27 protein-coding genes and 1 pseudogene are annotated in these 25,225 nt (G+C 35.3%); 20 read left to right on the top strand and 8 right to left on the bottom strand.

The genetic code is table 11. The annotated features are described in order from the left end of the window. The first annotated feature begins 112 nt into the window (after positions 1–112). The 7 genes from KPL75_RS04720 (at position 113) to KPL75_RS04690 (ending at position 8,005) form a co-directional block, all read left to right on the top strand. On the top strand, positions 113–1,864 hold the full coding sequence (locus KPL75_RS04720) for an ABC transporter transmembrane domain-containing protein (RefSeq protein WP_219919601.1): 1,752 nt from the start codon (positions 113–115) through the stop codon (positions 1,862–1,864). After that, positions 1,864–3,627 (top strand): ABC transporter ATP-binding protein, encoded by a 1,764-nt coding sequence (locus KPL75_RS04715; RefSeq protein ID WP_219919600.1) that lies wholly within the window; start codon positions 1,864–1,866, stop codon positions 3,625–3,627. The genes KPL75_RS04720 and KPL75_RS04715 overlap by 1 nt, the downstream gene beginning before the upstream one ends. Before the next feature lie 199 nt (positions 3,628–3,826). Then, a complete protein-coding gene (locus tag KPL75_RS04710; protein ID WP_219919599.1) occupies positions 3,827–4,873 on the top strand; it encodes a GH25 family lysozyme in 1,047 nt (348 codons plus the stop codon). Between the two features lie 219 nt (positions 4,874–5,092). After that, positions 5,093–6,127, top strand: a complete 1,035-nt coding sequence (locus KPL75_RS04705; protein WP_219919598.1) for an NERD domain-containing protein — start codon at positions 5,093–5,095, stop codon at positions 6,125–6,127. A 124-nt stretch (positions 6,128–6,251) separates the two neighbouring features. Further along, positions 6,252–6,818 (top strand): hypothetical protein, encoded by a 567-nt coding sequence (locus KPL75_RS04700; protein WP_219919597.1) that lies wholly within the window; start codon positions 6,252–6,254, stop codon positions 6,816–6,818. A 176-nt stretch (positions 6,819–6,994) separates the two neighbouring features. After that, entirely contained in the window at positions 6,995–7,141 is a 147-nt protein-coding gene (locus KPL75_RS04695) for a BC1881 family protein (RefSeq protein ID WP_002146257.1), read from the top strand. Between the two features lie 108 nt (positions 7,142–7,249). Then, positions 7,250–8,005, top strand: coding sequence for a sulfite exporter TauE/SafE family protein (locus tag KPL75_RS04690; protein WP_219919596.1), 756 nt, complete (start codon positions 7,250–7,252; stop codon positions 8,003–8,005). A 321-nt stretch (positions 8,006–8,326) separates the two neighbouring features. Here the strand turns inward: KPL75_RS04690 and KPL75_RS04685 are convergent, their stop codons facing one another. Beyond that, positions 8,327–8,527 (bottom strand): DUF3903 domain-containing protein, encoded by a 201-nt coding sequence (locus KPL75_RS04685; protein WP_002121502.1) that lies wholly within the window; start codon positions 8,525–8,527, stop codon positions 8,327–8,329. 141 nt (positions 8,528–8,668) lie between these two features. On the opposite strand from KPL75_RS04685, the gene KPL75_RS04680 reads away from it, so the two are divergent. Continuing rightward, positions 8,669–9,082, top strand: a complete 414-nt coding sequence (locus KPL75_RS04680; protein ID WP_219919595.1) for an NUDIX hydrolase — start codon at positions 8,669–8,671, stop codon at positions 9,080–9,082. Positions 9,083–9,094: 12 nt separating this feature from the next. Here KPL75_RS04680 and KPL75_RS04675 read toward each other — a convergent pair whose 3' ends face one another. Beyond that, on the bottom strand, positions 9,095–9,772 hold the full coding sequence (locus tag KPL75_RS04675) for an LrgB family protein (RefSeq protein WP_219919594.1): 678 nt from the start codon (positions 9,770–9,772) through the stop codon (positions 9,095–9,097). Further along, on the bottom strand, positions 9,769–10,134 hold the full coding sequence (locus tag KPL75_RS04670) for a CidA/LrgA family holin-like protein (RefSeq protein WP_002087869.1): 366 nt from the start codon (positions 10,132–10,134) through the stop codon (positions 9,769–9,771). Before KPL75_RS04670 ends, KPL75_RS04675 begins: the two co-directional genes overlap by 4 nt. Positions 10,135–10,285: 151 nt before the next feature. Here KPL75_RS04670 and alsR point away from each other — a divergent pair, with 151 nt between their 5' ends. From alsR to KPL75_RS04650, 4 genes are all read left to right on the top strand, one after another. After that, positions 10,286–11,194, top strand: a complete 909-nt coding sequence (alsR, locus tag KPL75_RS04665; RefSeq protein ID WP_002033496.1) for an acetoin biosynthesis transcriptional regulator AlsR — start codon at positions 10,286–10,288, stop codon at positions 11,192–11,194. 250 nt (positions 11,195–11,444) lie between these two features. Continuing rightward, positions 11,445–12,020, top strand: a complete 576-nt coding sequence (locus KPL75_RS04660) for an FtsX-like permease family protein (RefSeq protein WP_219919593.1) — start codon at positions 11,445–11,447, stop codon at positions 12,018–12,020. Positions 12,021–12,114: 94 nt separating this feature from the next. Continuing rightward, positions 12,115–13,026: an ABC transporter ATP-binding protein gene (locus KPL75_RS04655; protein WP_219919592.1), complete on the top strand. Its 912-nt coding sequence runs from the start codon at positions 12,115–12,117 to the stop codon at positions 13,024–13,026. Beyond that, the gene (locus KPL75_RS04650; protein WP_219919591.1) at positions 13,019–13,966 is read left to right on the top strand and encodes an ABC transporter permease; all 948 of its coding nucleotides are present in this window, start codon (positions 13,019–13,021) and stop codon (positions 13,964–13,966) included. The genes KPL75_RS04655 and KPL75_RS04650 overlap by 8 nt, the downstream gene beginning before the upstream one ends. Before the next feature lie 21 nt (positions 13,967–13,987). Here the strand turns inward: KPL75_RS04650 and KPL75_RS04645 are convergent, their stop codons facing one another. Continuing rightward, positions 13,988–15,148 (bottom strand): M20 peptidase aminoacylase family protein, encoded by a 1,161-nt coding sequence (locus tag KPL75_RS04645; protein ID WP_219919590.1) that lies wholly within the window; start codon positions 15,146–15,148, stop codon positions 13,988–13,990. Positions 15,149–15,240: 92 nt separating this feature from the next. Beyond that, positions 15,241–16,149 (bottom strand): EamA family transporter, encoded by a 909-nt coding sequence (locus KPL75_RS04640; protein WP_219919589.1) that lies wholly within the window; start codon positions 16,147–16,149, stop codon positions 15,241–15,243. A gap of 322 nt (positions 16,150–16,471) precedes the next feature. Between KPL75_RS04640 and KPL75_RS27660 the strand changes: the two are divergent. The 3 genes and pseudogenes from KPL75_RS27660 to KPL75_RS04630 all read left to right on the top strand — a co-directional run bounded on the left by KPL75_RS27660 (position 16,472) and on the right by KPL75_RS04630 (position 17,942). After that, a pseudogene (locus tag KPL75_RS27660) lies at positions 16,472–16,621 on the top strand (peptidase T). Positions 16,622–16,637: 16 nt separating this feature from the next. After that, the gene (gene ccdA / locus KPL75_RS04635; protein WP_219919588.1) at positions 16,638–17,345 is read left to right on the top strand and encodes a cytochrome c-type biogenesis protein CcdA; all 708 of its coding nucleotides are present in this window, start codon (positions 16,638–16,640) and stop codon (positions 17,343–17,345) included. A gap of 90 nt (positions 17,346–17,435) precedes the next feature. Then, positions 17,436–17,942: a CcdC family protein gene (locus KPL75_RS04630; RefSeq protein WP_001028440.1), complete on the top strand. Its 507-nt coding sequence runs from the start codon at positions 17,436–17,438 to the stop codon at positions 17,940–17,942. A gap of 142 nt (positions 17,943–18,084) precedes the next feature. Here KPL75_RS04630 and KPL75_RS04625 read toward each other — a convergent pair whose 3' ends face one another. Together KPL75_RS04625 and KPL75_RS04620 are read right to left on the bottom strand one after the other, a co-directional pair. After that, entirely contained in the window at positions 18,085–18,516 is a 432-nt protein-coding gene (locus KPL75_RS04625) for a DUF2621 domain-containing protein (protein WP_002121475.1), read from the bottom strand. Positions 18,517–18,619: 103 nt separating this feature from the next. Then, positions 18,620–18,916: a hypothetical protein gene (locus KPL75_RS04620; RefSeq protein ID WP_002121472.1), complete on the bottom strand. Its 297-nt coding sequence runs from the start codon at positions 18,914–18,916 to the stop codon at positions 18,620–18,622. 250 nt (positions 18,917–19,166) lie between these two features. Here KPL75_RS04620 and KPL75_RS04615 point away from each other — a divergent pair, with 250 nt between their 5' ends. Together KPL75_RS04615 and KPL75_RS04610 are read left to right on the top strand one after the other, a co-directional pair. Then, complete coding sequence (locus KPL75_RS04615) at positions 19,167–19,754, top strand: AAA family ATPase (RefSeq protein WP_219919587.1); 588 nt, start codon at positions 19,167–19,169, stop codon at positions 19,752–19,754. Continuing rightward, positions 19,751–20,323 (top strand): DJ-1/PfpI family protein, encoded by a 573-nt coding sequence (locus KPL75_RS04610; protein WP_219919586.1) that lies wholly within the window; start codon positions 19,751–19,753, stop codon positions 20,321–20,323. The genes KPL75_RS04615 and KPL75_RS04610 overlap by 4 nt, the downstream gene beginning before the upstream one ends. Positions 20,324–20,336: 13 nt before the next feature. Here KPL75_RS04610 and KPL75_RS04605 read toward each other — a convergent pair whose 3' ends face one another. Next, positions 20,337–21,284, bottom strand: a complete 948-nt coding sequence (locus KPL75_RS04605; protein WP_219919585.1) for a class I SAM-dependent methyltransferase — start codon at positions 21,282–21,284, stop codon at positions 20,337–20,339. Between the two features lie 196 nt (positions 21,285–21,480). Here KPL75_RS04605 and hutP point away from each other — a divergent pair, with 196 nt between their 5' ends. The 3 genes from hutP to hutU all read left to right on the top strand — a co-directional run bounded on the left by hutP (position 21,481) and on the right by hutU (position 25,223). Then, the gene (gene hutP / locus KPL75_RS04600) at positions 21,481–21,921 is read left to right on the top strand and encodes a histidine utilization transcription antiterminator HutP (RefSeq protein WP_000926519.1); all 441 of its coding nucleotides are present in this window, start codon (positions 21,481–21,483) and stop codon (positions 21,919–21,921) included. A 102-nt stretch (positions 21,922–22,023) separates the two neighbouring features. Continuing rightward, positions 22,024–23,541 carry a histidine ammonia-lyase gene (hutH, locus tag KPL75_RS04595; RefSeq protein WP_219919584.1) on the top strand — a complete coding sequence of 506 codons (1,518 nt, stop codon included), beginning with the start codon at positions 22,024–22,026 and terminating at the stop codon, positions 23,539–23,541. A gap of 23 nt (positions 23,542–23,564) precedes the next feature. Then, entirely contained in the window at positions 23,565–25,223 is a 1,659-nt protein-coding gene (gene hutU / locus KPL75_RS04590; protein WP_219919583.1) for a urocanate hydratase, read from the top strand. Positions 25,224–25,225: the final 2 nt, after the last annotated feature.

Below are 25,225 nucleotides of genomic sequence, written 5' to 3'. Positions count from 1 at the left end.
ACTCTTACCGGGTGCCTTTTTCTTTTGGGTGCAAAAGATATTTAAAACTTTTAAAAATTCTGTATATTTGTTACACTGAAAATATCGCTCATTTTAAGGGAGGAGGGTAAATATGAAAGTGTTTTTTAATTTAGCTTGGTTTTTTAAACAAGAAAAACGAGCGTACATAATCGGAATTATTATGTTATTTGGTGTCGCGCTTCTTGAACTTGTAGCGCCAAGAGTACTAGGCATTGTAGTAGATGAGATTAATAATGGAACATTAACGTCTGAAAAATTGTTGAACTGGGTTATTCTATTAGTAGTTGTAGGAATTACGATGTATATATTACGTTACTTATGGCGTATTATGATTTTTGGATCTTCTTTAAAACTAGCTCGTCAATTGCGAAAGAATTTATATGAACATTTTACAAAGATGAGCCCATCCTTTTATCAATCACGTCGTACGGGCGACTTGATGGCACATGCGACAAATGATATTCAGGCGATTCAACAAACTGCTGGGTCAGGTGTGTTAACACTCGTTGATTCATTAGCTGTTGGAGGATGTGTACTCGTAGCGATGGGGTTTACAATTAGCTGGAAGTTAACGTTATTAAGTTTAATTCCGATGCCAATTGTAGCTATTTCTACAAATTATTATGGAACTTTACTGCATAGAAGATTTCATAAAGCACAGCAATCGTTTTCTGAAATCAATGATAAAGTACAAGAAAGTATGAGTGGGATGAAGGTAATTCGCTCACTTGGACAAGAGAAAGAGGATTTACAATCGTTTCGGAAGAAATCGGAAGATGTCGTACATAAAAATATGCTAGTCGCACGTATTGACTCGTTATTCGATCCAACGATTGCCCTAATTGTCGGATTTTCATTTTTAATCGCAATTTGTTACGGATCATTATTAGTTGTACGGGGTGAATTAACTGTAGGAGAATTAGTAACATTTACAACATACTTAGGGACTCTTGTATGGCCAATGTTAGCTTTTGGATGGCTATTTAATATTATGGAGCGTGGACGTGCTTCGTATGATCGTGTGGAGAAAATACTTTCACAAACTTCTGATGTAGTGAATAAGGAAAATGCTATACATGCTATAGCAAGTGGTGATGTTTCGTTTGCTGTTGATTCGTTTTCTTATAAAAAGAATGAACTATTAAACTTAAAAGATATTTACTTTAACTTAAGAAAAGGTGAAACGTTAGGAATTGTAGGGCGTACCGGTGCAGGGAAGACGACGTTATTAAAATGTTTAATTCGCGAGTATGACCACTTTAATGGTGAATTAAAAGTTGGTGAGCGGGATATTCGAGATTTAACACTTCACGGTGTACGCTCTGCAATTTCATACGTGCCGCAAGATCATTTTTTATTTTCAGCGAGTATTGGGGAGAACATTGCTTTTGGAAAGGCCGATGCTACATATAAAGAAATTAGTAGGGCTGCTGAGATTGCTTGTATTCATAATGATATTATTCAATTTTCGGAAGGGTACGACACGGTAGTAGGTGAAAGAGGGGTTTCGCTATCGGGAGGCCAAAAACAGCGAATTTCCATTGCACGTGCGTTATTAACGAATGCTGAAATTTTAATTTTAGACGATTGTTTATCAGCTGTAGATGCAAAAACAGAAGAAACTATATTAACTGCATTGAAACGAGAAAGAGCAGAAAAAACAACGATTATTACTGCGCACCGTTTAAGTGCGATTCAGCATGCAAATCTTATTCTTGTTGTTGATGAAGGTAAGGTTGTACAGCGAGGAACACATGAACAACTAATGAATGAAAATGGTTGGTATAAAGAAATGTACGAAAGCCAGCAGTTAGAGACGTTGGTAGAGAAAGGAGGCGTATGATGGCTAAGAAAAAGCGGAGTGATTTAAGGAGATTGCTTTCTTATATGAGACCATATAAGGGATTATTAGCATTAGCATTTTTATTTCTAGTTGGTGCAACTGTAACTGAAATGATGGGTCCTTTTTTAATTAAACAATTTCTTGATGAACACTTAGTACCACGTGACTTTGAACAATCAGCACTTGTTACTCTATTTGTAGTGTATATTATTGCTCACTTATTAAAAGTATTATTTACTTATTTAGACTTATTGTACTTTCAAAATATCGCTTTTAAGATTGTTCAAGATATGCGAGTCGAAGTGTATGAACATGTTCAAAAGTTGTCATTAAGTTTCTTTGATCGTACGCCGATTGGTACGCTCGTATCTCGTATAACGAATGATACGGAAGCGATTAAAGATTTTTATGTTAGTGTACTATCAACATTTGTGAAAAATGTAGTCTTTTTAGTAGGGATTTTAGTAGCGATGTTTTTACTAGATGTAAAATTAGCGCTATTTTCTCTTATATTAATTCCAATTATGTTTGCGATTATGGTACTGTATCGCCGGAAAAGTGCAGCTTTTTATTTAGAGGTACGTAATCAACTGAGTGTATTAAATGCAAAGCTAAATGAGTCCATTCAAGGGATGAATATTGTTCAAGTGTTTCGGCAAGAAAAGCGGATGAGAAAAGAGTTTGAAGAAGTGAACAACAAGCATTATAGTGCTGGACGTCGTACATTGAAATTAGATGCATTACTTTTACGTCCAGCAACAGATCTTGTTCATATTGTAGCAATTGCGTTAGTTCTTGGTTTATTTGGAATTGACGCTTTAAAGAGCCCTGTGGAAGTAGGGGTTTTATATGCTTTCGTTAACTATATTCATCGTTTCTTCCAGCCAGTAAATGAGATGATGATGAAGCTATCTTTCTTCCAGCAAGCGCTCGTTTCATCATCACGTGTATTTCATTTAATGGATGATAAAGATTTAGCTCCTGTTCAAATCGGGAGTGAAAATCCACGAGTAGTTAACGGAGAAATTCAGTTTAAAGATGTTACTTTTTCATATGATGGAAAGCGTGACGTTTTAAAAAATGTATCTTTTCACGTAAAGCCAGGGCAAACGGTTGCTTTCGTTGGACACACTGGTAGTGGTAAGAGTACAATTATGAATTTATTAATGAGATTTTACAATATTAAATCAGGTAATATTGTAATAGACGGAGTGGGTTTAGAGAAATTTGAAGAACAAGAAATTCGAAAGAAAATTGGTCTTGTGCTGCAAGATGCATTTTTATTTGCTGGAAATGTAAAGCAAAATATTCGTATGTATAATGAAGAGATAACGGATGAAGAGATAGAAGAAGCAGCGCGGTATGTGCAAGCGAATACGTTTATTGAAAAATTACCAGAGAAATATGATACAGAAGTAGTCGAAAGAGGAGCTGCGTTTTCTAGTGGTCAAAGACAATTAATTGCTTTTGCTAGAACGATAGCAACTAATCCGAAAGTATTAGTGTTAGATGAAGCGACGGCAAATATTGATACAGAAACAGAGGAGGCTATCCAAACGGCATTGCAGCAAATGCGAAAAGGTAGAACAACGATAGCGATTGCACACAGATTGTCTACAATCCAAGATGCGGATCAAATATTTGTTATGCATGAAGGGGAAATCATAGAAAGAGGAACACATCAGGAGTTACTTAGTAAACAAGGACTTTACTACAATATGTACTTGCTACAAAATAAAGGGAGTTTACAAAAGGCCTTGTAATTACAAGGCCTTTTTTGAGGTGTTAAAAGTGTATTAATGGAGTTTCTGGTGGACGGTGTAGTTTCAATTCCACTTTCTTCTTAAACATCTCAACAAAATAAATATAGTAGAACTTTATTACTATAGCATAAACGTCGTGTCCACTAACTGAAGTTATACATATTGTATACAGAATAAAAAAATTGATAGGAGCTTTTATATGCAAAATAGATCCAGTTCAAATGTTACGTTTATCGATGTGTCTCATTGGGAAGGAAACATTGATTGGAATGCTGTGAAGTCATCTGGCATTCCAGCGGCGTATGCAAAAGCGACGGAAGGTGTGAACTATATTGACCCTACTTTCGTTCAAAATGTACAAGCTGCGAGAAATGCGAATGTATTAATCGGTGCATATCATTTTGCGCACCCAGAACAAAATGATGCAATTTCAGAAGCGAAATATTTTGTGAATATATTACAGGGTAATCAGACGGACTTAATTCCTGTATTAGATTTAGAATCGCCAACGGATACTAGCAATAGTAGTTTAACGGGTGCGACTATATCAAATTGGGCAAGAAGTTTCGTAAATTATGTGAAACAAGCTACTGGGAAAAGTGTAATGTTATATACAGGAGTTTGGTATATTAATGAATTTGGAATTAACGGGTTAAGTGACATTCCACTATGGATTTCCAGATATTCTAGTATACCGCCTGCTGATGCTGGTGGATGGACAGAGTGGACAGCATGGCAGTACACAGATTCTGGTCAAATTTCAGGTGTAGGAAATTGTGATGTATCAGCAGCTGTTTCATTAGAAGCTTTACAAGGAAATGGAGCAAGTGGTGGAGGTAATGTTCCCACGCCTAATAATGCGACTCCAGTATACGGAGTTGCTGTAATTAATGGAGATAATGTGAATTTACGAAGTGGACCATCTTTACAGTCTAGTGTAATTCGCCAATTGAATCGTGGCGAATCATATGAAGTTTGGGGAGAACAAGATGGATGGCTCTGCTTAGGGACAAATCAGTGGGTATATAATGATTCAAGTTATATTCAGTATAAACATTATGTAGCAACTATTACTGGCGATAATGTGAATCTGCGAGACGCTCCATCATTAAACGGGAATGTTATAAGACAGTTACATCATGGTGAATCATATCGAGTATGGAGTAAGCAAGATGGATGGCTTTGCTTAGGGACAAATCAGTGGGTATATAATGATTCAAGTTATATTCAATATGGTGTGCAATAAAGTGAAACTTTAATTGATGAGGATTGTCCACACTGATTATTGGACAATTGGCCAGTACCAAGTGTTTTTTACCAGCAGTCTAACTATAAAAAGGTATCTTACTTGAGGTGCCTTTTTATAAAAAATATATAATTTTTACAAAGTGTATATTAAAAGCATAGTATAATATAATTGATATATTTATAAAAATAATCGGAAATGAAATAAAGGAGTAATAATATGGAGTATGTGCTAATAGGTGGGATTTTAATATTATTAGCTGTAGTGTTTGTACTGTTTTATAAAAATAAACAGTTAGAATCAGAGAGTCAGCAAGTGGAGTTTGAAAAGAAACAAGCGATTGAAACGTATGAAGATGAGATTGCAGCTACGATTACAGAGCATAAAGAACAACAGGATACTTTAAAGAATATGGAACAGAAAAAATATAATGATTTACAAGTGAATACAGCTAGAGAACTTGAAAATATGCGTATGATGAAAAATCAATTGGCTGTTCAACATAGTAAAGAACGTAGTGAAATGCAAGATAAACATAGTAACGAAATACATATGTTTCAAAATTTAATTGCGGATTTACGAGAATATACAAAAAATGGTACTGAAGTGAATGCGCATGAAACATTACATTATATGAAGCGAGGTTTCGTTGAGCAAGGAATAATAATAGAAGAAGAGTTTCATATTATACCGAATGTTTTTATGATACGCAATAAATATAGAGATAAACGTGACATAAACGATAATCGAATCCATAACCTCATCTTATGTAAAACTGGCATTTATCTACTTGAGACGAAAGAATGGACGGGGACATTAATTCATGGTTTAACGAGAGAAAATGCTGGTATATATTCATTTATGATTGAGGAAATTGGTAAGTATCAACATGAAATTGAAAAAGAAGAGACGTTTGAATTTATTACGGAGGGAACTTCATTAACTTTGCAAGTAAGAAATGAAGGGAATCCAGCGTATAAAGCGAAAATACTATCTCAAACTTTATATAATTGTTTGGAAGAAATGCAAGTAGATATTGTAAAGGAAAAAGTAAAACCGATTGTATATTTTGAAAATGAGAGTGGCAAAGAAGTTATTGATCTTTCTAATGAAAAATTGCCGAGATTAAAAGATAGAGAGCAAATTGTAACGTTTTTCAGAAATGAAATTTTAACAGGTAAAGTAATATATACAGCACGAGAACTACAAAAGATTAGAGATATGATTGGCCAGATGAATGATGTTGCGAAGTGAAAAATAAAGTAAAACTTTAATCAGCAGGGCTTTATGGGCAAACGGACTCCTACCCTGTACAGCCGAAATTTGAGGTGGGGGTCTAACTGCCCGCAAATAGTGGGATAAAGTAGGTGCTATTTGGATGGAGAAAGGTAAAAGCGCTATATTGTGGGGAATGTTGTACGCTTATTTTTGTTTGTATATATTAATGTACATTGCGTTTATTTTTGTTATTGATATGGTTCATGTGCCATTGAGTGTAATGAGTATTTTTGTGGTAGTAATGCCGTTTATTTTATTAGTTATTATTCAAAAGTCTATCTTACATGTTTCTGCAAGACGTAATAAAGATAAGAAACTGTTCACTGTAATGATGGTGGGTCTCATTCCATTGGTAGTATGCACAATACAATTAAGTGCAAATAAATACATTTCAAACTTTAATCAGGAACGATGGTTAAAGTTTGAAGATAAACGGGTACATATGGTAGATGACTTAATGCAAGAACATAAATTAATAGGGAAATCAAACGAGGAAATTACAAAATTATTAGGGGCTCCTACAGAAACAAGAAGTTTGGAAGAGGGAATTACCACTTTGTACTATCTTGGGAATGAACGTGGTTTCATTTCTATAGATAGTGAATGTCTTGTTTTGCAATTTGATAGAGATGGTAGGGTTATAGAATATAAGGTGCAACGAGATTGAAATAGTGAGAGGAAGAAGCTATACCTTTTATAGCTTCTTTTTTATTTTTCAATATGTTATAGAAAGGGGATGTGAATTTTGACTGGAATAAGGAATGAAAGCGGAGGTGATGCATATATTTAGATGCATTGGGTAGTTTTTTATAATTTTGTATAAAATGAAAAGGAGGTAAGACGGTGAAAGCGATACCGACTGATGTCCTGAGTAAGGAATTGATGGAAAGAGAAGGGGTTATATCTATTACAGTGAAGGAATTTGAAAAGATAGAAGTGGCTGGGGTTGTTGTCTCTGGACCAGCTGTAATTTTGATTAATCAAGATTAAGTACATATTATCAATATAGAAAAGTAGTAAAAGCATCCGTTTAGGGTGCTTTTTATTTGTATAGAAGTGTGCATATGATAGATAATTGGGGTATTGGAGGGGGAGTATGTGGCAATTATTATAACAATGTTATTAATGGGAGTTTTATTAGGATTTGTCGGAGCAGGAGGAGCAGGGTTTATCATCGCGATACTCACTCTGGTATTCCATATCCCTATTCATGTTGCGCTTGCAACATCTTTAACTGCTATGGCATTTACAACATTATCTGGAGTAGTAAGTCATTACCGAGAAGGGAATGTTGTGTTTGTAATAGGTGGGATTGTTGGGGGATTTGGAGCAATTGGTTCCTTTATTGGTTCAAAGTTTGGTTCGCTAGTACCAGCACATCTTCTGCACTGGTTTACAGCGGGTATGTTATTTTTATCTGCAATTTTTATGTTTATTCGATTGATTATGTTCCAAAACAGGGAGCAGTCGTCTTTAAAAGGGGGAAAAGAACTTACGAAAGATAACTTGATTAAATGTATATGTCTCGGACTGGTTACTGGAATTTTAGCTGGTTCGTTTGGGATTGGTTCAGCACCCTTTATCCAACTCGGGTTAATGGTTCTATTAGGTTTAACGATCCGTCAATCTGTAGGGACGACAATGCTCGTTATATTACCAATCGCAATTGGAGGTGGGCTTGGATATAGTTCGGAAGGGTATTTAGATTATGTATTATTAGTACAAGTTTTAATCGGGACAATGTTAGGCGCATATATAGGAGCTAAGTTTACAAATTATGCACCTCGCATGCTTCTAAGGTTTTCGATGATTATGACACCAATATTAGCTGGATGTATGTTGTTAGTAGATTAAAGAGAATATATAGAAACATATTAATATGTTTTACGAATGAATTATGTAAGTAATTCATATTTCTCATATAAAAAGATTTGCTTTAATATAATGAGTGTAAAGTTCGAGTATTCGAAGTATTACTTGAATTATATCCCTATCCCTTTTCTAAAAAATGCGAACAAGTTTTGCCCTATTCTATTCAATAGCTTATTGTATAGAAATATATTGTTCGATGACCATTATGGAACGCACATAATGGGTAAATCCCGATCCTTAAAGAGGATGCCCCTAATCTTCATGTGAAAATATGATCGGATAAGAAAGCTGGCCAATTTATGGTCAGCTTTCTTTTTGTTCAAAGAGTAATTCTTCTTTAATTTCTGTTTGCAATAATAAAGTTTTTCCGAAACGACGTTTACATTCAGCCCGTACTTTTTGAATGGCTAGTAGCTGAGAAGTAGCAGGCACTGTGACAATTGCTTGCCGAGGTTTCCGATTTTCTTCACAAAAAACACATTCCACAACATATTTAGAAATCATAATTTCATCCTTCCGGTTTGAATTTCTAAGAAGGGACTGCTCATGAAGTTGATGTAATCTTTCGTCATCGTTTTACTTTTTCCCTCTTTTTTCAAGGATAAATATAAAGAAAGATAGAAAGTTAGTATGGGGGGAGATAGGATGAAAAGATGGATTGGTACGGCAGCTATATGTATGAATGAAAAGAATGAGTTTCTAATGGTATTACAAGGAAAAGTAAATGAAGAGAAGCGATGGTCTGTGCCGAGCGGAGGACAAGAAGAGGGAGAAGAGCTTGAAGAGTGTTGTGTTCGTGAAGTATGGGAAGAAACGGGTTATGAAGTAGAAGTTATAGACAAGCTATGTGAAAAAAAGGGGATAACATATGGGGTACCAGTTCATGTGTATTACTATGTTGTGAAGTTAATAGGCGGTAACATGAAAATACAAGACCCTGATGAGTTAATACATGAAATAGATTGGAAAGGAATAGATGAAGTGAAAAAATTATCTTTAGCGTTTCCAGAAGAATATGAGCTATTATATAAATATAAAAATAAAAAAGAAAGTGTTTAAACACTTTCTTTTTTATTGTATCCAAGATAAGAAAAGCGGAACGATAACTAAACTAGCTCCAGCTGTTAAAAGCATTGATAAACTTGCAATTGTACCTTCTACAGGACCGATTTCAAATGCTTTTGATGTTCCGGTTCCATTCGCGCTAGTACCTAGCATTATACCTTTTGCGAGCGCTGTTTTAATACGGCATATGCGTATGAGCGTAGGACCGAGTAATGCTCCAGTTAAGGCAGTTAATACGACGAAAACGGCTGTTAATTGCGACATGCCGCCAATCATTTCTGAAATAGCCATTGCAATAGGTGTTGTTACAATGTGCGGTGCTAAACTTTGTTCTATTGTAGAGTCAATTTGAAAAAAATCAGCTAATAGTGCGGAAGTAATAACCGATAGAAATGAACCAACAATGACATTAATTAAAATGGCCGTTCCATGTTTTTTTAATAAATTAAAGTGTTTATAGATTGGCCATGCGAAAGCAACTGTAGCAGGTTTTAATAATTCTGTTAGCCAATGACTACCAGATTCGTAGGTTTCGTATGGTGTATCTAATCCAAGTAATAAAGCAATTAAAATGATTGGGCATACAAGAAGGGGAGACAGCAAACTCCAATTCCAGCGTTGATACATTTTTTTAGATACCCAATATGTGAATAGTGTTAATAGTAAACAAAGAAAGCCGGTCATTGTGGTGATCCTTTCCGCTTTAATAGCAATTCTGTTAAAAGTCCTGTTACGAGAGTGACACACAGTGTACTAATCACGATAATTAAAATGAGATCGATTCCATATTGTGATAATGTATCTTTGTAACGAATGACAGCGACTGCAGAAGGGATGAAAAATAAAATAAGTTCTTTTAATAAAAAGTCTGCACCGTCTTGTATCCATTCTTTTTTCACTATGTTAAATTTTAATGAGATTAATAATAAAAAAATACCGATTATACTTCCTGGAACTGGGAGGTGTGCCTGTTTTGCAATCCATTCACCTGTCCAAGCGAAACAAAATAATAATAAAATTTGCCCGCTTAACTTCCACCATTTCATACAGTAACCACCTCTTTGTTTTTTACATAAAAATTGTAAAAAATAATTCGCAATTTCTACTATACGTTCATTCGAAATATTTGTCTAATATATAAATTATATGTTATTAATATATTAGATGTATTAATCGAAAGTGAAAAGGGTGTCCAAAATGGAATTACGGCATTTGCAATATTTTGTTGTAGTGGCAGAGGAGTTACACTTTGGACGAGCAGCTGCTCGTTTACAAATGACACAACCACCGCTTAGTCAACAAATTCAGCAATTAGAAAAAGAAATGGGAGTTATGTTATTTTCAAGAACAAAGAGAAAGGTTGAATTAACAGAAGCAGGGGAAATGTTTTTAAAAGAAGTAAAAAAAGCGTTTGAACAAATTGAAAAAGCAGTAGAAGTTGCACAAAGTGCACAAAGGGGAGAAGTTGGATCACTTTCAATTGGTTTTGTAGGTGCGGCGATATATGATATTTTACCGTCAATCGTCAGGGAGTATAGAAAGAAATTTCCGAGAGTGTCTGTAGCATTACATGAATTGTCAACACCGGATCAGGTGCATGCACTTCATGATAATCGAATTGATATTGGATTTTTACGTCCGCCAATTCCAACGCAATTACTTGAGTTAGAACCAATTCAAAAACTTTCGTGTACGTTATGTTTACCGAAGGCACATCCGCTTGCTGAAAAGGACGAAATACATATCGAAGATTTAAGGGATGAACCGTTCGTATTTATTACGAGACCAGTATGGCCAGCGTTATATGATACAATTCTATCACTTTGTCGTGATGTAGGTTTTAGTCCGCACATTGTACAAGAAGCAACGGAGTATCAAACTGTCATGGGTCTTGTAGCAGCAGGTATTGGAATTACGGTGATACCTGTATCAGCAAATAAATTGTATAAAACAGAAGTTGTGTATAAGGAGCTATGTGACTCTAATTTTGTTGCAGAAATGTCAGTGGCTTATAAAAAAATGAATAACAATCCAGAGTTGTTAGAGTTTTTGAAAATTGCAAGAGAGAAAAAAAGGATTGAAGTGGAAGATGCGAAGGCTGAATAATTGATGGAGTTATAAGGCATTCATGATAATTAAGTTGTATAAAGATTCACCTCGTTAAACAAAAACCGGAAATGCAACTAAAGTGCATTTCCGGTTTTTTTTTTTTTAATGCTAAAGAGGTAAATATGCTTGGTTTCTAGGACTAAAGGCTTAGTAAAGATTCCGATTGAAGTGCGATGTTTAAAATGTCATATTCTTATACACTAGTAGTATAGAATGCGTATGTTATGAAGTAAGGTAGGGGGAAACTATGTCTTTATTTCGGTTAGCGAGAAAAAATATACAAACATTTGCTACCAAAAGGTTAAAACAATTTATGTGGATTGCTATGAATACAATGATTTGTTTTTTTATGGTATCATTCCGATTCAATGAAGCTGTAATAAGTAAAGCGGGACATACACTTATATTTGTAAATTGGTTTTATGCTATGTTTCTATTTGTAGTTTTTGTATGTATTTTCATTACTTATAAAATGACAGCCTCGCTTCTACAGGTAAGAAGAGAGGAGTTTAAATCGTACGAAGTAGTGAATATGACGAGAAAAGAAATGTTATGTTTATTATGTCAGGAGCAATTATTAATTTACGGGGGAGCTTTCGTCTTCGGATTAATTCATGGTATGTTATTTTTGAAATTATTTATTATTATTTTTATGAAAGCAGTAGGAATCCAAGGATTAACAAATGCACCGATTACGACGTATGCGATAATGATAACAGCAGTTGTTATGATAACCGTCATTATAATATCAATGTGGCAATGTTGTAGGTTTACACAAAGGTTAAAGGGTGAAAAGTCATATGAAACGAGGAGAAAGGCATGAGAAATCATGGCTTTTTCTTCATTTTACACATGTTATTAATCATGATACAGTGGGAAGAACTGAAAAAAAGAGTTAAGAAGAAAGGTTGTATGGAATGATAAATGAGCAAGCGATCGTAAAAGTTGATCGATTAACAAAGCGAATTGGTTCAAAGATGTTAGTAGAAAATATTAGTTTTGAAGTGAAAAAAGGTGAAGTAGTTGGCTTATTAGGACCAAATGGTGCTGGAAAAACGACATTAATGCGAATGATGGTCGGAATGATTCGTATGACAGAAGGAGAAGTATGGATTGATGGTCAATCTGTAAAACAGCAATTTGAAAAAACTGCTGCGAAAATTGGCGCTGTAATTGAGACACCAGAATTTTATCCTTTCTTAAGCGGCTATGAAAATTTAACATATTTCGGACGAATGAATGGGAATGTGACTGAAGAGCGTATCGATGAAGTTGTGCAACTATTAGGAATGGGACAAGTGATTGACCGTAAAGTAAAAGCATATTCACTCGGTATGAGACAACGTTTAGGAATTGCTCAAGCACTTATACATAATCCAGATGTATTAATACTAGACGAACCAACGAACGGATTAGATCCTAGTGGCATACATGAAATGCGGATGTACATAAAGAAAATTGCACATGAACAAGGAAAAGCTGTTCTTGTCTCTAGTCACTTACTCTCAGAAGTTGAATTAATGTGTGACAGGGTTATTATTATTCAGCATGGAGAATATGTCGCAACACAAAATATTCAAAGTGATAAAAAGGAAGAAACAGAAGAAATACATATACGTGTAGATGATGCGAATAAAGCGGCAAAGGTTTTAGAATACGATGTTTTAGTAAAAGAAAACGAATTAATTATAAACGTGAAAGATGAAGAAATTCCGAATATTCTGCGTATATTGATGGAGAGAAATATTCAAGTTTATCGTGTTTATGAAGAAAGAAAAACGCTAGAAGAGCAGTTTTTAGAATTAACAGGGGGAAAAGATATTGTTTAATTTAGTTTATAACGAACTGTATAAAATATTTAAGCGAAAGCGAACGATTATTCCTTTTGCAGTTATTGCGGTATTAATTATTGGATTAGGATGGGTTACGGTAAAGTATTTAGAGCCAGAAACAAAAGGATGGAAAGCGGATTATACAGAACGAACTGTAGAAATTGAGAAAAAGCTAGGCATGAAAAAAGAGGATATTTTAACAGAAAAGTCAGGAGACGAGCTTGTAAAGGAATACCAGCTTAAAATGAAGCATTTAGATACGAATACAGCGCCAGCAAGTAGTTCTCCACTTTCTTTCATGAGAGATACTGGTTTTATTGTTTTTCCTATTTTACTTCCGTTTATTCTCGTATATGCGAGTACAATTTTTGCGAATGAATATAGCTGGGGAACATATAAATTTTTAACGATTCGTCCAGCGAGTCGATTTAAAATATTAACAGCAAAATTTTTAGCAATCGTTATATTTGCAGCGTTATTGTTTATATTTAATATGATTTTCTCAGTTTTATGTGGTCTTGTTATTTATAAATTCCAACAGCCTGCATGGAGTGAATTTATTTTCCAAGATGGAAATATTATAAAACAAAATATTTTTGTGGAAGCAAGTAAGTATTACGTTTTATCGTGGCTGCCAACTCTTGTGTACGCAGCGTTTGCGTTTATGATTTCTGTATTGACGAGATCTAGTGGAGGCGCGATTGGTATTTCACTATTTCTCGCATTATCGGGGGGAATAGCGCTAATTCCAGCAGCAAGATATGAATGGGCAAAATATTTATTACCAGCGAATACAGATTTATATGGGCTTTTAAAGGGTGGAAGCTTTATTGATGGAGTAACATTCCCATTTGCTTCTTGTATGCTTCTTCTATACTTAGTTGTATTTTTAGGGGTTTCCTATACTGTATTTATAAAACGAGATTTAACAGCATAAACAAAAGCCGTTAAGGGTAACTTAACGGCTTTTTGCTTGTAATAATTGATGAATAGCTTCTTCGGCTAATAAGGCGAAATACTCCGCGCTAATAGGCAATGCTTTTTCATCTACTGTAAAAGCTGGATGATGCCATTCATGTGTACCACTTGTTCCCATAAAGACGAATGAACCTGGTGTTTCTTGTTGGTAAAAAGAAAAATCTTCTCCTGCCATTGATGGTGTAGGAGAGATAACGTTTAGATTCATTTGCTCTGCAATCTGAACAGAAAAATCAGTGAGTACTTTATCGTTTTGAACAGCAGGAGGACCTGGGTAAAATTTGAATTCTGTTTTTGCACCTAGTGCATCAGAAATGCCTTTAATGATACGTTCCATTAATGCCGGAATCTTTTCGCGTGTTTCAGCTTGGAATGTACGAACAGTTCCTTCTAATGTAGCTTTTTCAGGAATAACGTTCCACGTATTCCCTGAATGAATGTTTGTTACACTTACGACAGCGTTATGAGAAGAACTAATATTTCGGCTTACAATTGTTTGAAGTGCCATAACGATTTGAGATGATGCAACGATAGGATCGACGCCGGCATCAGGCACAGCTGCATGTGTCCCAACACCATGAACTTCAATTTCAAATCGATCTACTCCAGCCATTAGTGGACCGTCTTTAATACCGATTGTACCTACTGGTAAATCGGGCTTATTATGCATACCAAAAATGGCTTGCACATTCTTTAAATGTCCAGCTTCAACAACTTTACATGCTCCGTTTCCACTTTCTTCAGCAGCTTGGAATATAAAGCGAACAGTTCCGTTAAGAGAAGCTTCTTTTTCTTTTAATAAGTAAGCCGCACCCAACATAGCAGCTGTATGAAAATCATGCCCACAAGCATGCATTTTACCTTGTATTTTTGAAGTGTATGGAAGGTCTGTTTCTTCCTGTATAGGAAGGGCATCGATATCAGCACGAAGCGCTACAATCGGTCCGTTGTTATTACCAGAAATTTCAGCGATAATTCCTGTTTCTAAATTGGAATCAATAATAGTAATGTTAGCTTCTTCTAACCAATTTTTTATCGCTTTTGTCGTTTCAAATTCTTCGTATGATAGTTCCGGGTATTCGTGTAAATGTCGACGAATAGAAATAAGTTTTTCTGTTAATTGATTTGGAATGGATGCCACTTATTATGCCCTCTTTCTTAAGTGAAATATTTGTATTCATTATATAACACAATAATAAAAGAGAGGATTCTCAAATGAAAATCCTCTCTCGTTTATGCTGCCACTTTTTTATGAGTATGCTGTTTTTTATAACGTCCACGCATTGCGTATGCAATTTGCGGGATTGCGATACCAATCAAAATAAGTGATACACCGAACCATTGTGAAGATAGTACAGCTTCTTTTAAAACGAATACAGACATAATAGTTGTAACTGGTAGTTCTGCTGCACCAAGAATAGTCGCTAATCCAGAACCGATTTTTGGAATGCCAATTGTAAAGGCAATAGATGGAATAACGATACTAAATATTCCTAATCCTAAGCCATATTTCCAAAGCCCTTGAGAAATGGCACCGTTCATAATAAATGTTGGCGGGAATACGAGCATTACTAAAGTTAAAGCACCAGCCATTAAAAGAACACCGCGCGGTAATGAAGGCACTTCAACAGCAACTTTTCCGCTCACGAAAATGTATGTTGCGAATGTAACGGCAGATAATAAACCTAAAATGATTCCAGTCGTATCGAAAGCACCTGCTGATTTTTCTAGTAAACCACTTGATAAAAATGTACCTACAAGTAAGAAAATAACCGAAATAACTTTTTCTCTTGAAGGTAATGTTTTCGTTGCGACTGCTTCAATGATAATCCCAACCCAAACGAACTGGAATAAAAGTATAATTGCAATAGAAGCTGGTACAGTTTTTAATGAAGCGTAATAAAAAATTCCAGTGAAGCTTGCCGATGTTCCTGCAACGAATAAAATTAACGCTTGTTTTAATGGAACACGGTGTCTAGAAAATAGAAGTGTAATAGTAAGCAAAATAATCCAACCGAACAAATATTGGCTACCAATTACCTCTCCAAGTGAAAATCCTTCTGCATAAGCAAGTTTAACGAAAATAGCTAAAATCCCATAACTACACGCTCCTAATAAAACTAAAAGAGAATAACGAAGCATGAAAAATTCCTCCCATCTATAGGAAATTGTTCCGTAACGGACATATATAACTAGAGGGAAGTATACAAAATTAAAAATAAAGGGTCAACTGAAAGAAAAGTGCGACATTTTATAGAATAATAATAAAAGTATGATATTTATGCATAATCTTGAAATTAATAATAATTAAAGTATTGTAAAATCAGCGTTGCATTGTATAAAGACAGCATTTGAAAAAAATATTTTTTCAGGTCGATATGTGTGAAGTTAATTGTAATGTGCTAAGTATTTGAGAAACTGTGAAACCTTTGTTATGTTAGTAACAACTAGAAAGAGCTTCATAATTCAATTGAGATTGTTCTATATAATAGAAGGAAATGAAAACGTTTTATTAGAAAATGTTTGAAAGGGTAGTTTTTCTTATTATCACGTTGTTAAAGTGAGTTCACGAATTGTTCATAGTATTTTTATGTGTTTTTGCTACAATATGTAAGGAGAGGAGTGGAATCATGCAAGATATTAGTATTTTTTTAGCGTTTGGCGCTGGATTTTTATCATTTATTTCCCCATGTTGCTTACCGCTTTACCCTGCATTTTTATCATACATAACAGGTATGTCGGTTTCTGAATTGAAAGAAGAAAATGCAATGCTTCGTAAAAGAAGTATGATACATACAGCGTTTTTCTTACTTGGTTTTTCAATTATTTTTATTGCAATTGGATTTGGTACAAGTTTTATCGGAGGAATCTTTACGGATTATAAAGATTTAATTAGACAGTTAGGTGGTATATTTATCATCGTGTTCGGTTTAATTATTGTTGGTGTGTTTAAGCCGAAGTTTTTAATGCAAGACCGTAAATTTACATTTAAAAATCGTCCGAGTGGTTATTTTGGATCAGTACTAATTGGATTGGCGTTTGCCGCAGGATGGACGCCTTGTACTGGGCCTATTTTAGTGTCAGTAATTGGATTAGCAGCAACGAATCCAGAATCGGCAATGATTTATATGATTGCATACATACTTGGATTTGCTATCCCATTTTTCATTCTTTCATTTTTCATTACGAAAATGTCTTGGATTAAAAGAAATAGTATGGCGTTCATGAAAGTCGGAGGATACATTATGATTGTTATGGGTATCTTCTTATACTTTAATTGGATGACGAAAATTATCGTATATTTCTCAAGTTTATTTGGTGGTTTTACCGGTTTTTAGTATTATTCTGTGAAAATGTTGGAAATACTAACGGAAAAGCATATAATGAAAGTATATTTTGCATATAGCCACAAAAAAGGATGAGAAAATATGAACATAGTTCTTTTATCAAGTATCGTTGCTGTTTGTATGGCTGTCGGTGCGATGTTTATTCGTTTAAAAGCAGCTAAGAAACCTGCAACATTGAAAAAAATTATACTTCCGCCATTTTTTATGAGTACGGGAGCATTGATGTATGTTTTTCCTGAATTTCGATTAACTCCAGCAGAAATGTTAGAAGCAATTGGTGTTGGTTTGATTTTCTCTATTTTTCTTATTAAAACATCTAAATTTGAAATTAGAGGACAAGAGATTTACTTGAAGCGTTCAAAAGCATTTGTTTTTATATTAATTGGATTACTGGTAGTGCGGATTGTATTTAAAACATACTTAAGTCAATCTCTTGATTTAGGACAACTTAGCGGCATGTTCTTCTTACTTGCGTTTGCGATGATTGTATCCTGGAGAATTGCGATGTACCGTTCCTTTACGAAATTACAGAAGGAAATGGAAAAAGAAGACGGTTTTTATAATGAAAAAGATATGAAACTAACTTAAAACTGTATATGTATTAAATAAAAAGACAGCGCCAAAAACGCTGTCTTTTTATTGATATTGTTAACATCCTCTATTCCAGCCGCGACGTATAAAACGTTTACCATTGATGTTAACTTGTTGAAAATAGGGAAAAAAATGAAGATTATTTTGCAAGTAAAGTTTTATAATTCGAATAATCAATCTCTTTTTCTTGCAATTTTTTAACTAAAAATTTATGATCACGTTTTGGTGTGGCAATGATATATCCTTTAATAATTAAATCTTGTGTAATTTGAGAGGCATTTTCTTGTAAGGCGAGTTCTCCAATTTTACCAGCAATTTTTGATTTAGCAACATCGCGAAATAGTTCTGGAACAGGACTTACGAGCTCTTCTAACAATTGTTTTTGCTCGTCAGCCCATAAATGTCTCGTTTTATTTATGTAGTGTGCTTCCCAATCTAAAATAGACATACCGTCTTCTTTTGGTAATCGTTTCAAAAATTTTCTAAACATAAAGTATCCACCGATAGACATAAGCCCTAATAAAATGACAGTCCATAATACAATGAACCAACTGAACCATCCTTCGAGCAAGCGTACCCCCCCTTAATGATTGTGGTTTTCTTTTATTCATATTATAAACAGTGAGATTCATAGAAAGCAAGAACGCTTGGTCAATTTGACCAAGCGTTGTAGTTTAAACGAAGTATAGTTGTTCAACACGTAAAATATCATTTTCATCTTCTACATATTCAATGATAAGAGTGCCAACTTTACGATCTTTATCTTCAGTTGTGAAAATAGAGTAAGAAGTAAAACGTTTTGTTGATAAGCCGCTTATATGTGTAGGTAAAGAAATGTAGTCGTTATCGCGGAAGAATTCCATCAGTTCAATATCTTCAAATTCTTTTCGGTCAACTTGTTTATTTGTATAGCGGCGTTGAAGTTGTTTTAACGATGCATTCCAAGAAATTGCTTTTGTGTCGTATACCATTGTTCTATCCCCTTACTGTATGTAATCATTAAGAACATATGTTCCATGTTAGTATACTATTTTTATAAGAAAAGTGGAAGCAAAAAATAATGTAAGCTTGGAAACCCAAGCTTACATAAAAAATGCGTTTATAATCATCTCTATTTTTCATTATAAGTCAGATGGGAATAGGAAACAAGATGGTAAGTATTTAGTTGATAGTTTTCAAAATTCTGTATATTATAAAAGTAACTTACGATAGTGAAAAGGAATGATCGGTATGACTTATATAGTTTCACTTCAAGGACCGATGGCAAGTGGGAAAACGACATTAGCAAAAAGATTAGAGAAGAGAGGACATTCGATTATATATGAAAACCCTTATCCAATTGTAGAAAAGCGGAAAGAATTAAATTTGGATATTTACACAAAAGACGGGTTTATTACAAATCAAAAAATGTTTATTGAAGCAAAAATAAAAGAGTTTCAAAATGTAAAGGAATCGATTGTTATTTTTGATCGTGGACCAGAAGATATTGAATTTTATACAATTTTTTATCCGAAACTTATTGGAGAAGATTGGGATATAGAAACAGGATTGCAAGAAGAACTATATAAATTAAGAGAGTGCCGTTCGAATGCAATTTTTTATTTAGATGTTTCGAAAGAGAATGTATATAACAGAAAAAATAATGATATCACAAGAAATCGAAGTACATTTGAAGAGCAATATAAATTAGTAGAAACTGAAAAAGAATGGTATAAACAATTTCCTGTAACTTATGTGGACACAAATACATTATCAGTGAACGAATTAGAAATATATTTTATGGAATGGTTAAGGGGGAAAGGAATATGAAAAAGATACTTTTATTCTTATACCCAACATTTGCAGAGTTTGAAATTACGGTAGCAACGGCAATGTTGAAAAATGAATATGAAATCATTACAGTCGGAGTGACGAAGGAAACTGTTATAAGTGAAACTGGCTTGCGAGTACAGCCGCACATAGAATTAAATGAAACTTGTGTAGAAGAATATGAAGGAATTATTATTCCGGGTGGAGATGCAATACATATGAAGGAGGCAGAATTACTCTTCTTAGTTATTCGTCAATTTTCTGAGAAAGAAAAATTAGTGGCAGCGATTTGTGCTGGACCGTATGCGTTAGCAAGAGCAGGTTTATTCAAAGAAATTTCTTATACAGTGACCATAGATTATCAAAAATTAGATTGTTTTCCAGTAGAAAACTTTGTGTATGAAGAAGTTGTACAGCAATCACATATTATTACGGCGCAAGGACATGCATTTGTGCCATTTGGAATAGCAATTGCTTCTTATTTTGGAGTAGCGAACGAACATAATATAAATTTTTATAGTGGTAAGGGTAATGTGGTAATGGAGAAGCTTTTACCTGAAAACGTGTAAAAGCTAGCATTTGCTAGCTTTTTTCTTTTTTACATCGATAAATCGCTAACGTTTTCGGATCGCGCCATATACCGTTGTGAAGTGATAATTCACTTTCTATCTCTTCTTTTAGCCATTCCTTCATTTCGGTGTGAAGATATATATTATCAGGTATATTTAGTGACGGAAACATGCTAGAAATATAGTTTACAATCGGAGTAGCATGATGGAAAACGAGTGCATTATGAATAATTGTTTCTTCAACAGTTGGAAAAACAGATTGTAATAGTTCTTTTCCATTTTCTAAACAAAATGGAGATGCTGACGGTGATGTTTTAGGTAAATCAAATGCGACTAACATTTTGTTACACATTTCATCCATACGAGGTAATGAAACTTTAGAATTTGTTGTAGCTAATAGTGCGCCGCCAGGACGAATTATCTTATGGAATCCTTGAATAGTTTTTTCGACATCTTTCATGTGGTATAACATATGCCTTGCGATTACCCAATCATAACAATTAGCTTCGAAAGGAAGTTTACTAGCATCACCGAGTTTCCATTCAATCATATTATTCGTTATAGCAGCTTCAGAAAGCATAGTGTCTGATTGATCAAAACCGGTTAGATATCCTTTATGACCATTAGTTTGCAAAAGGGAAAGAAATTTTCCATTAGCACACCCGACCTCTAATATTTTTTCCTCCCCTTGGAGTTGTAAATGTTCAATGACGACTTCATCTACATTCACTTGTTTTTCTTCGTAATGTTTATGCGTATCGATACGTGTTTGTAAATGGTCACTAACGTTGTATTGGCGTTTTACATCATTCATTTTTTCACATTCCACCTTTGTGCAAAATTGCTGGACCGCATGTGTTAATACGTCTGTTTTATTTAAACCTTCGTAATGGAGTGCCGATTCAAATCTTTCAAGTAATTTCTCTTCAATTCGAAAATGAATATCTTTTCGCTTTGCCACTGAAATCTCGCCCCTTTGCGTCTGTTAGTGAGACTATAGCACGTCTGAAAAAAATCTGTAAATAAATTGTGTACACAAGTATGAGAGGGATAAAAAATTGTTTGAATAATATTTTAAACTATTGACGATTTAACCGTTTTCATATATTCTTAAATTAAGTAATATTCAAATAATTCAAAAGAAATGAGAGAGTCACATGCTTCTTCAAGGAACACATCGAATTGGTCGTATGGCTATGCTGTTGGCACTTGCGGATGAGAATGAAAGTCCCGTATTATCTATTCCAAAAGGCTGGAAATATTGTACTGGGAAAGTTGGTTCTATGAATTCGCAAAAAGTAGTAGCAGCAATGGAAACAGCGGCTAAGAGCAACCGAGTTATTGAAACAGATGTTTACAGAGAAACACATGCACTTTATCATGCAATTATGGAAGCTTTGTACGGAGTGACGAGAGGTCAAATTCAGTTAGCAGACGTTCTTCGTACAGTAGGACTTCGCTTTGCGATTGTGCGCGGTACACCATACGACGGAAAAAAAGAAGGCGAATGGGTTGCTGTTGCACTTTATGGAACGATTGGTGCACCTGTAAAAGGATCTGAGCATGAGGCGATTGGTTTAGGAATTAATCACATATGATTTGCCCATAGTCTATTAGTTAGAAGGGGGCCTTATTTTTTAGGACAGAAGTCTGTCTTAAAAAGATAAGGTCCCCTTTTGCCTTTATAAGGAGGAAAAAGAATGATTACGTTAACAGGACACACATTGACAGTTGAAGAAATGAAGAGGTTGTTACTTGAAGGTGAAGGTGTAACAGCTTGCCCAACTAGTATGCAAAAGGTAGCAGAGTGCCGCGAAGTAGTTGAGAAAATCGTAGAAGACGGAAAAGTCGTTTACGGTATTACAACTGGATTTGGAAAGTTTAGTGATGTGCTTATTCAAAAAGATGATGTAAAGGCACTTCAGCATAATTTAATTCAGTCACATGCGTGCGGAATAGGCGATCCATTCCCGGAAGAAGTATCACGCGGGATGTTAATTTTACGAGCTAATACGATGTTAAAAGGAGTATCGGGTGTTAGACCACTTGTTGTAAACATGCTTCTTGAGTTTGTAAATCGTAAAATTCATCCAGTCGTTCCGCAACAAGGATCACTAGGAGCGAGCGGTGATTTAGCACCTTTATCTCATCTTGCTCTCGTTTTATTAGGGGAAGGTGAAGTGTTCTACAAAGGAAAACGAGTTCATGCGATGGTCGCTCTTACAGAAGAGGGACTTGAACCTATTGAACTTGAAGCAAAAGAAGGTCTTGCGTTAATCAATGGTACACAGGCGATGACAGCGCAAGGAGTTCTTTCTTATATAGAAGCTGAAGCAACGGCTTATCAATCTGAATTAATCGCTTCTATGACAATTGAGGGATTGCGCGGCATTATTGATGCATTTGATGAAAATGTTCATAAAGCGCGTGGTTATAAAGAGCAAGTAGAAGTAGCCAGCAGAATTCGTGACATTCTTCATGATAGTAAACTTATTACAAAGCAAGGAGAACTTCGGGTACAAGATGCATATTCACTTCGTTGTATCCCGCAAGTGCACGGTGCTTCTTGGCAAGTTTTAAATTATGTGAAAGAAAAATTAGAAATTGAAATGAATGCAGCAACAGATAATCCACTTATTTTTGATGGTGGGGAAAAAGTAATTTCAGGTGGTAATTTCCACGGACAACCGATTGCATTTGCAATGGACTTCTTAAAAGTAGGAATGGCGGAGCTTGCAAATATTTCAGAGCGTCGTATTGAACGCTTAGTAAATCCGCAATTAAATGACTTACCACCATTTTTAAGTCCAGAACCAGGACTTCAATCAGGTGCCATGATTATGCAATATGCAGCAGCGTCACTCGTTTCTGAAAATAAAACGTTAGCACATCCGGCGAGTGTAGATTCAATTCCGTCGTCAGCTAACCAAGAAGATCACGTAAGTATGGGAACAATCGCTTCACGTCATGCGCATCAAATTATTCAAAATGCAAGACGCGTTCTGGCAATTGAGATGATCTGTTCGATGCAAGCAGCAGAATATCGCGGGATTGAAAACATGAGTACAGTGACGAAGGTCTTCTATCATCAAGGTCGTCAGCAAGTGCCTTCTATTACAAATGACCGTATATTCTCAACGGATATCGAAAATATCGCGCATTGGTTAAAAACGAATTATTCGATAAAAGAAAGATTGGATGTAAATGCAGCACTATAAAACGAGAAAAGGGAGAGATTGAAATGGAAAAAGTACAACAAACAATTCGTGCGCCAAGAGGAACAGAATTACAAACGAAAGGGTGGGTTCAAGAAGCAGCACTTCGTATGTTAATGAACAATTTAGATCCTGAAGTTGCTGAAAAACCAGAAGAACTAGTTGTATATGGTGGAATTGGCCGTGCAGCTCGTAACTGGGAAAGCTACCATGCAATTGTTGATTCATTAAAAACATTAGAAAGCGATGAAACGTTACTTGTCCAATCAGGAAAACCGGTAGCAATTTTTAAATCACATGAAGATGCACCTCGCGTTCTTTTAGCGAACTCAAACTTAGTACCAAAATGGGCGAACTGGGATCACTTCCGTGAACTAGAGAAAAAAGGTCTTATGATGTACGGACAAATGACAGCTGGTAGCTGGATTTATATTGGAACACAAGGGATTTTACAAGGAACATATGAAACATTTGGTGAAGCGGCACGCCAGCATTTCGATGGTTCATTAAAAGGCACAGTAACACTTACTGCTGGTTTAGGTGGTATGGGTGGTGCACAACCGCTTGCTGTAACGATGAACGGCGGTGTTGTAATTGCTATTGATGTAGATAAGCGTAGTATCGATCGTCGTATTGAAAAGAGATATTGTGATAAGTATACAGAATCATTAGAAGAAGCATTGGCTATTGCAAACGAGTATAAAGAGAAGAAAGAACCGATTTCAATTGGATTATTAGGTAATGCAGCAGAAATTTTACCTGAGTTAGTAAACCGTAATATTATCCCTGACTTAGTTACGGATCAAACTTCTGCACATGATCCATTAAACGGTTATATTCCAGTAGGTTACACAGTAGAAGAAGCAGCGAAACTTCGTGAAGAAGATCCAGAACGTTACGTACAATTATCAAAAGAAAGTATGAAAAAACATGTAGAAGCAATGCTTGCAATGCAAGAAAAAGGCGCGATTACATTTGATTACGGAAATAACATTCGCCAAGTTGCTTTCGATGAAGGATTAAAAAATGCTTTCGATTTCCCGGGATTCGTTCCAGCATTTATCCGTCCATTATTCTGTGAAGGAAAAGGACCATTCCGCTGGGTAGCACTTTCTGGTGATCCAGAAGATATTTATAAAACAGACGAAGTTATTTTACGCGAGTTCGCGGATAATGAACATTTATGTAATTGGATTCGTATGGCACGCCAGCAAGTTGAGTTCCAAGGTCTTCCATCACGTATTTGTTGGCTTGGTTATGGCGAGCGTGCAAAATTTGGTCGCATTATTAATGAAATGGTGGCTAATGGGGAATTATCAGCACCGATCGTTATCGGCCGTGACCATTTAGATTGCGGATCAGTAGCATCTCCAAACCGTGAAACAGAATCGATGAAAGACGGTAGTGATGCAGTAGCAGACTGGCCAATTTTAAATGCATTAATCAACAGTGTAAACGGTGCAAGCTGGGTGTCTGTTCACCACGGTGGTGGCGTTGGTATGGGTTATTCACTTCACGCTGGAATGGTTATCGTTGCAGATGGAACAGAAGCAGCGGCAAAACGTATTGAACGTGTACTAACTTCTGATCCTGGTATGGGTGTTGTTCGTCACGTTGATGCAGGCTATGACTTAGCGGTTCAAACTGCGAAAGAAAAAGGCGTTAACATTCCAATGATGAAATAAGG

Source organism: Bacillus sp. NP247, from assembly GCF_018966865.1.
Taxonomy (GTDB): Bacteria; Bacillota; Bacilli; order Bacillales; family Bacillaceae_G; genus Bacillus_A.
Note: the sequence above shows the minus strand (reverse complement) of the source record. Positions and strands in the feature narration are given on the sequence as shown.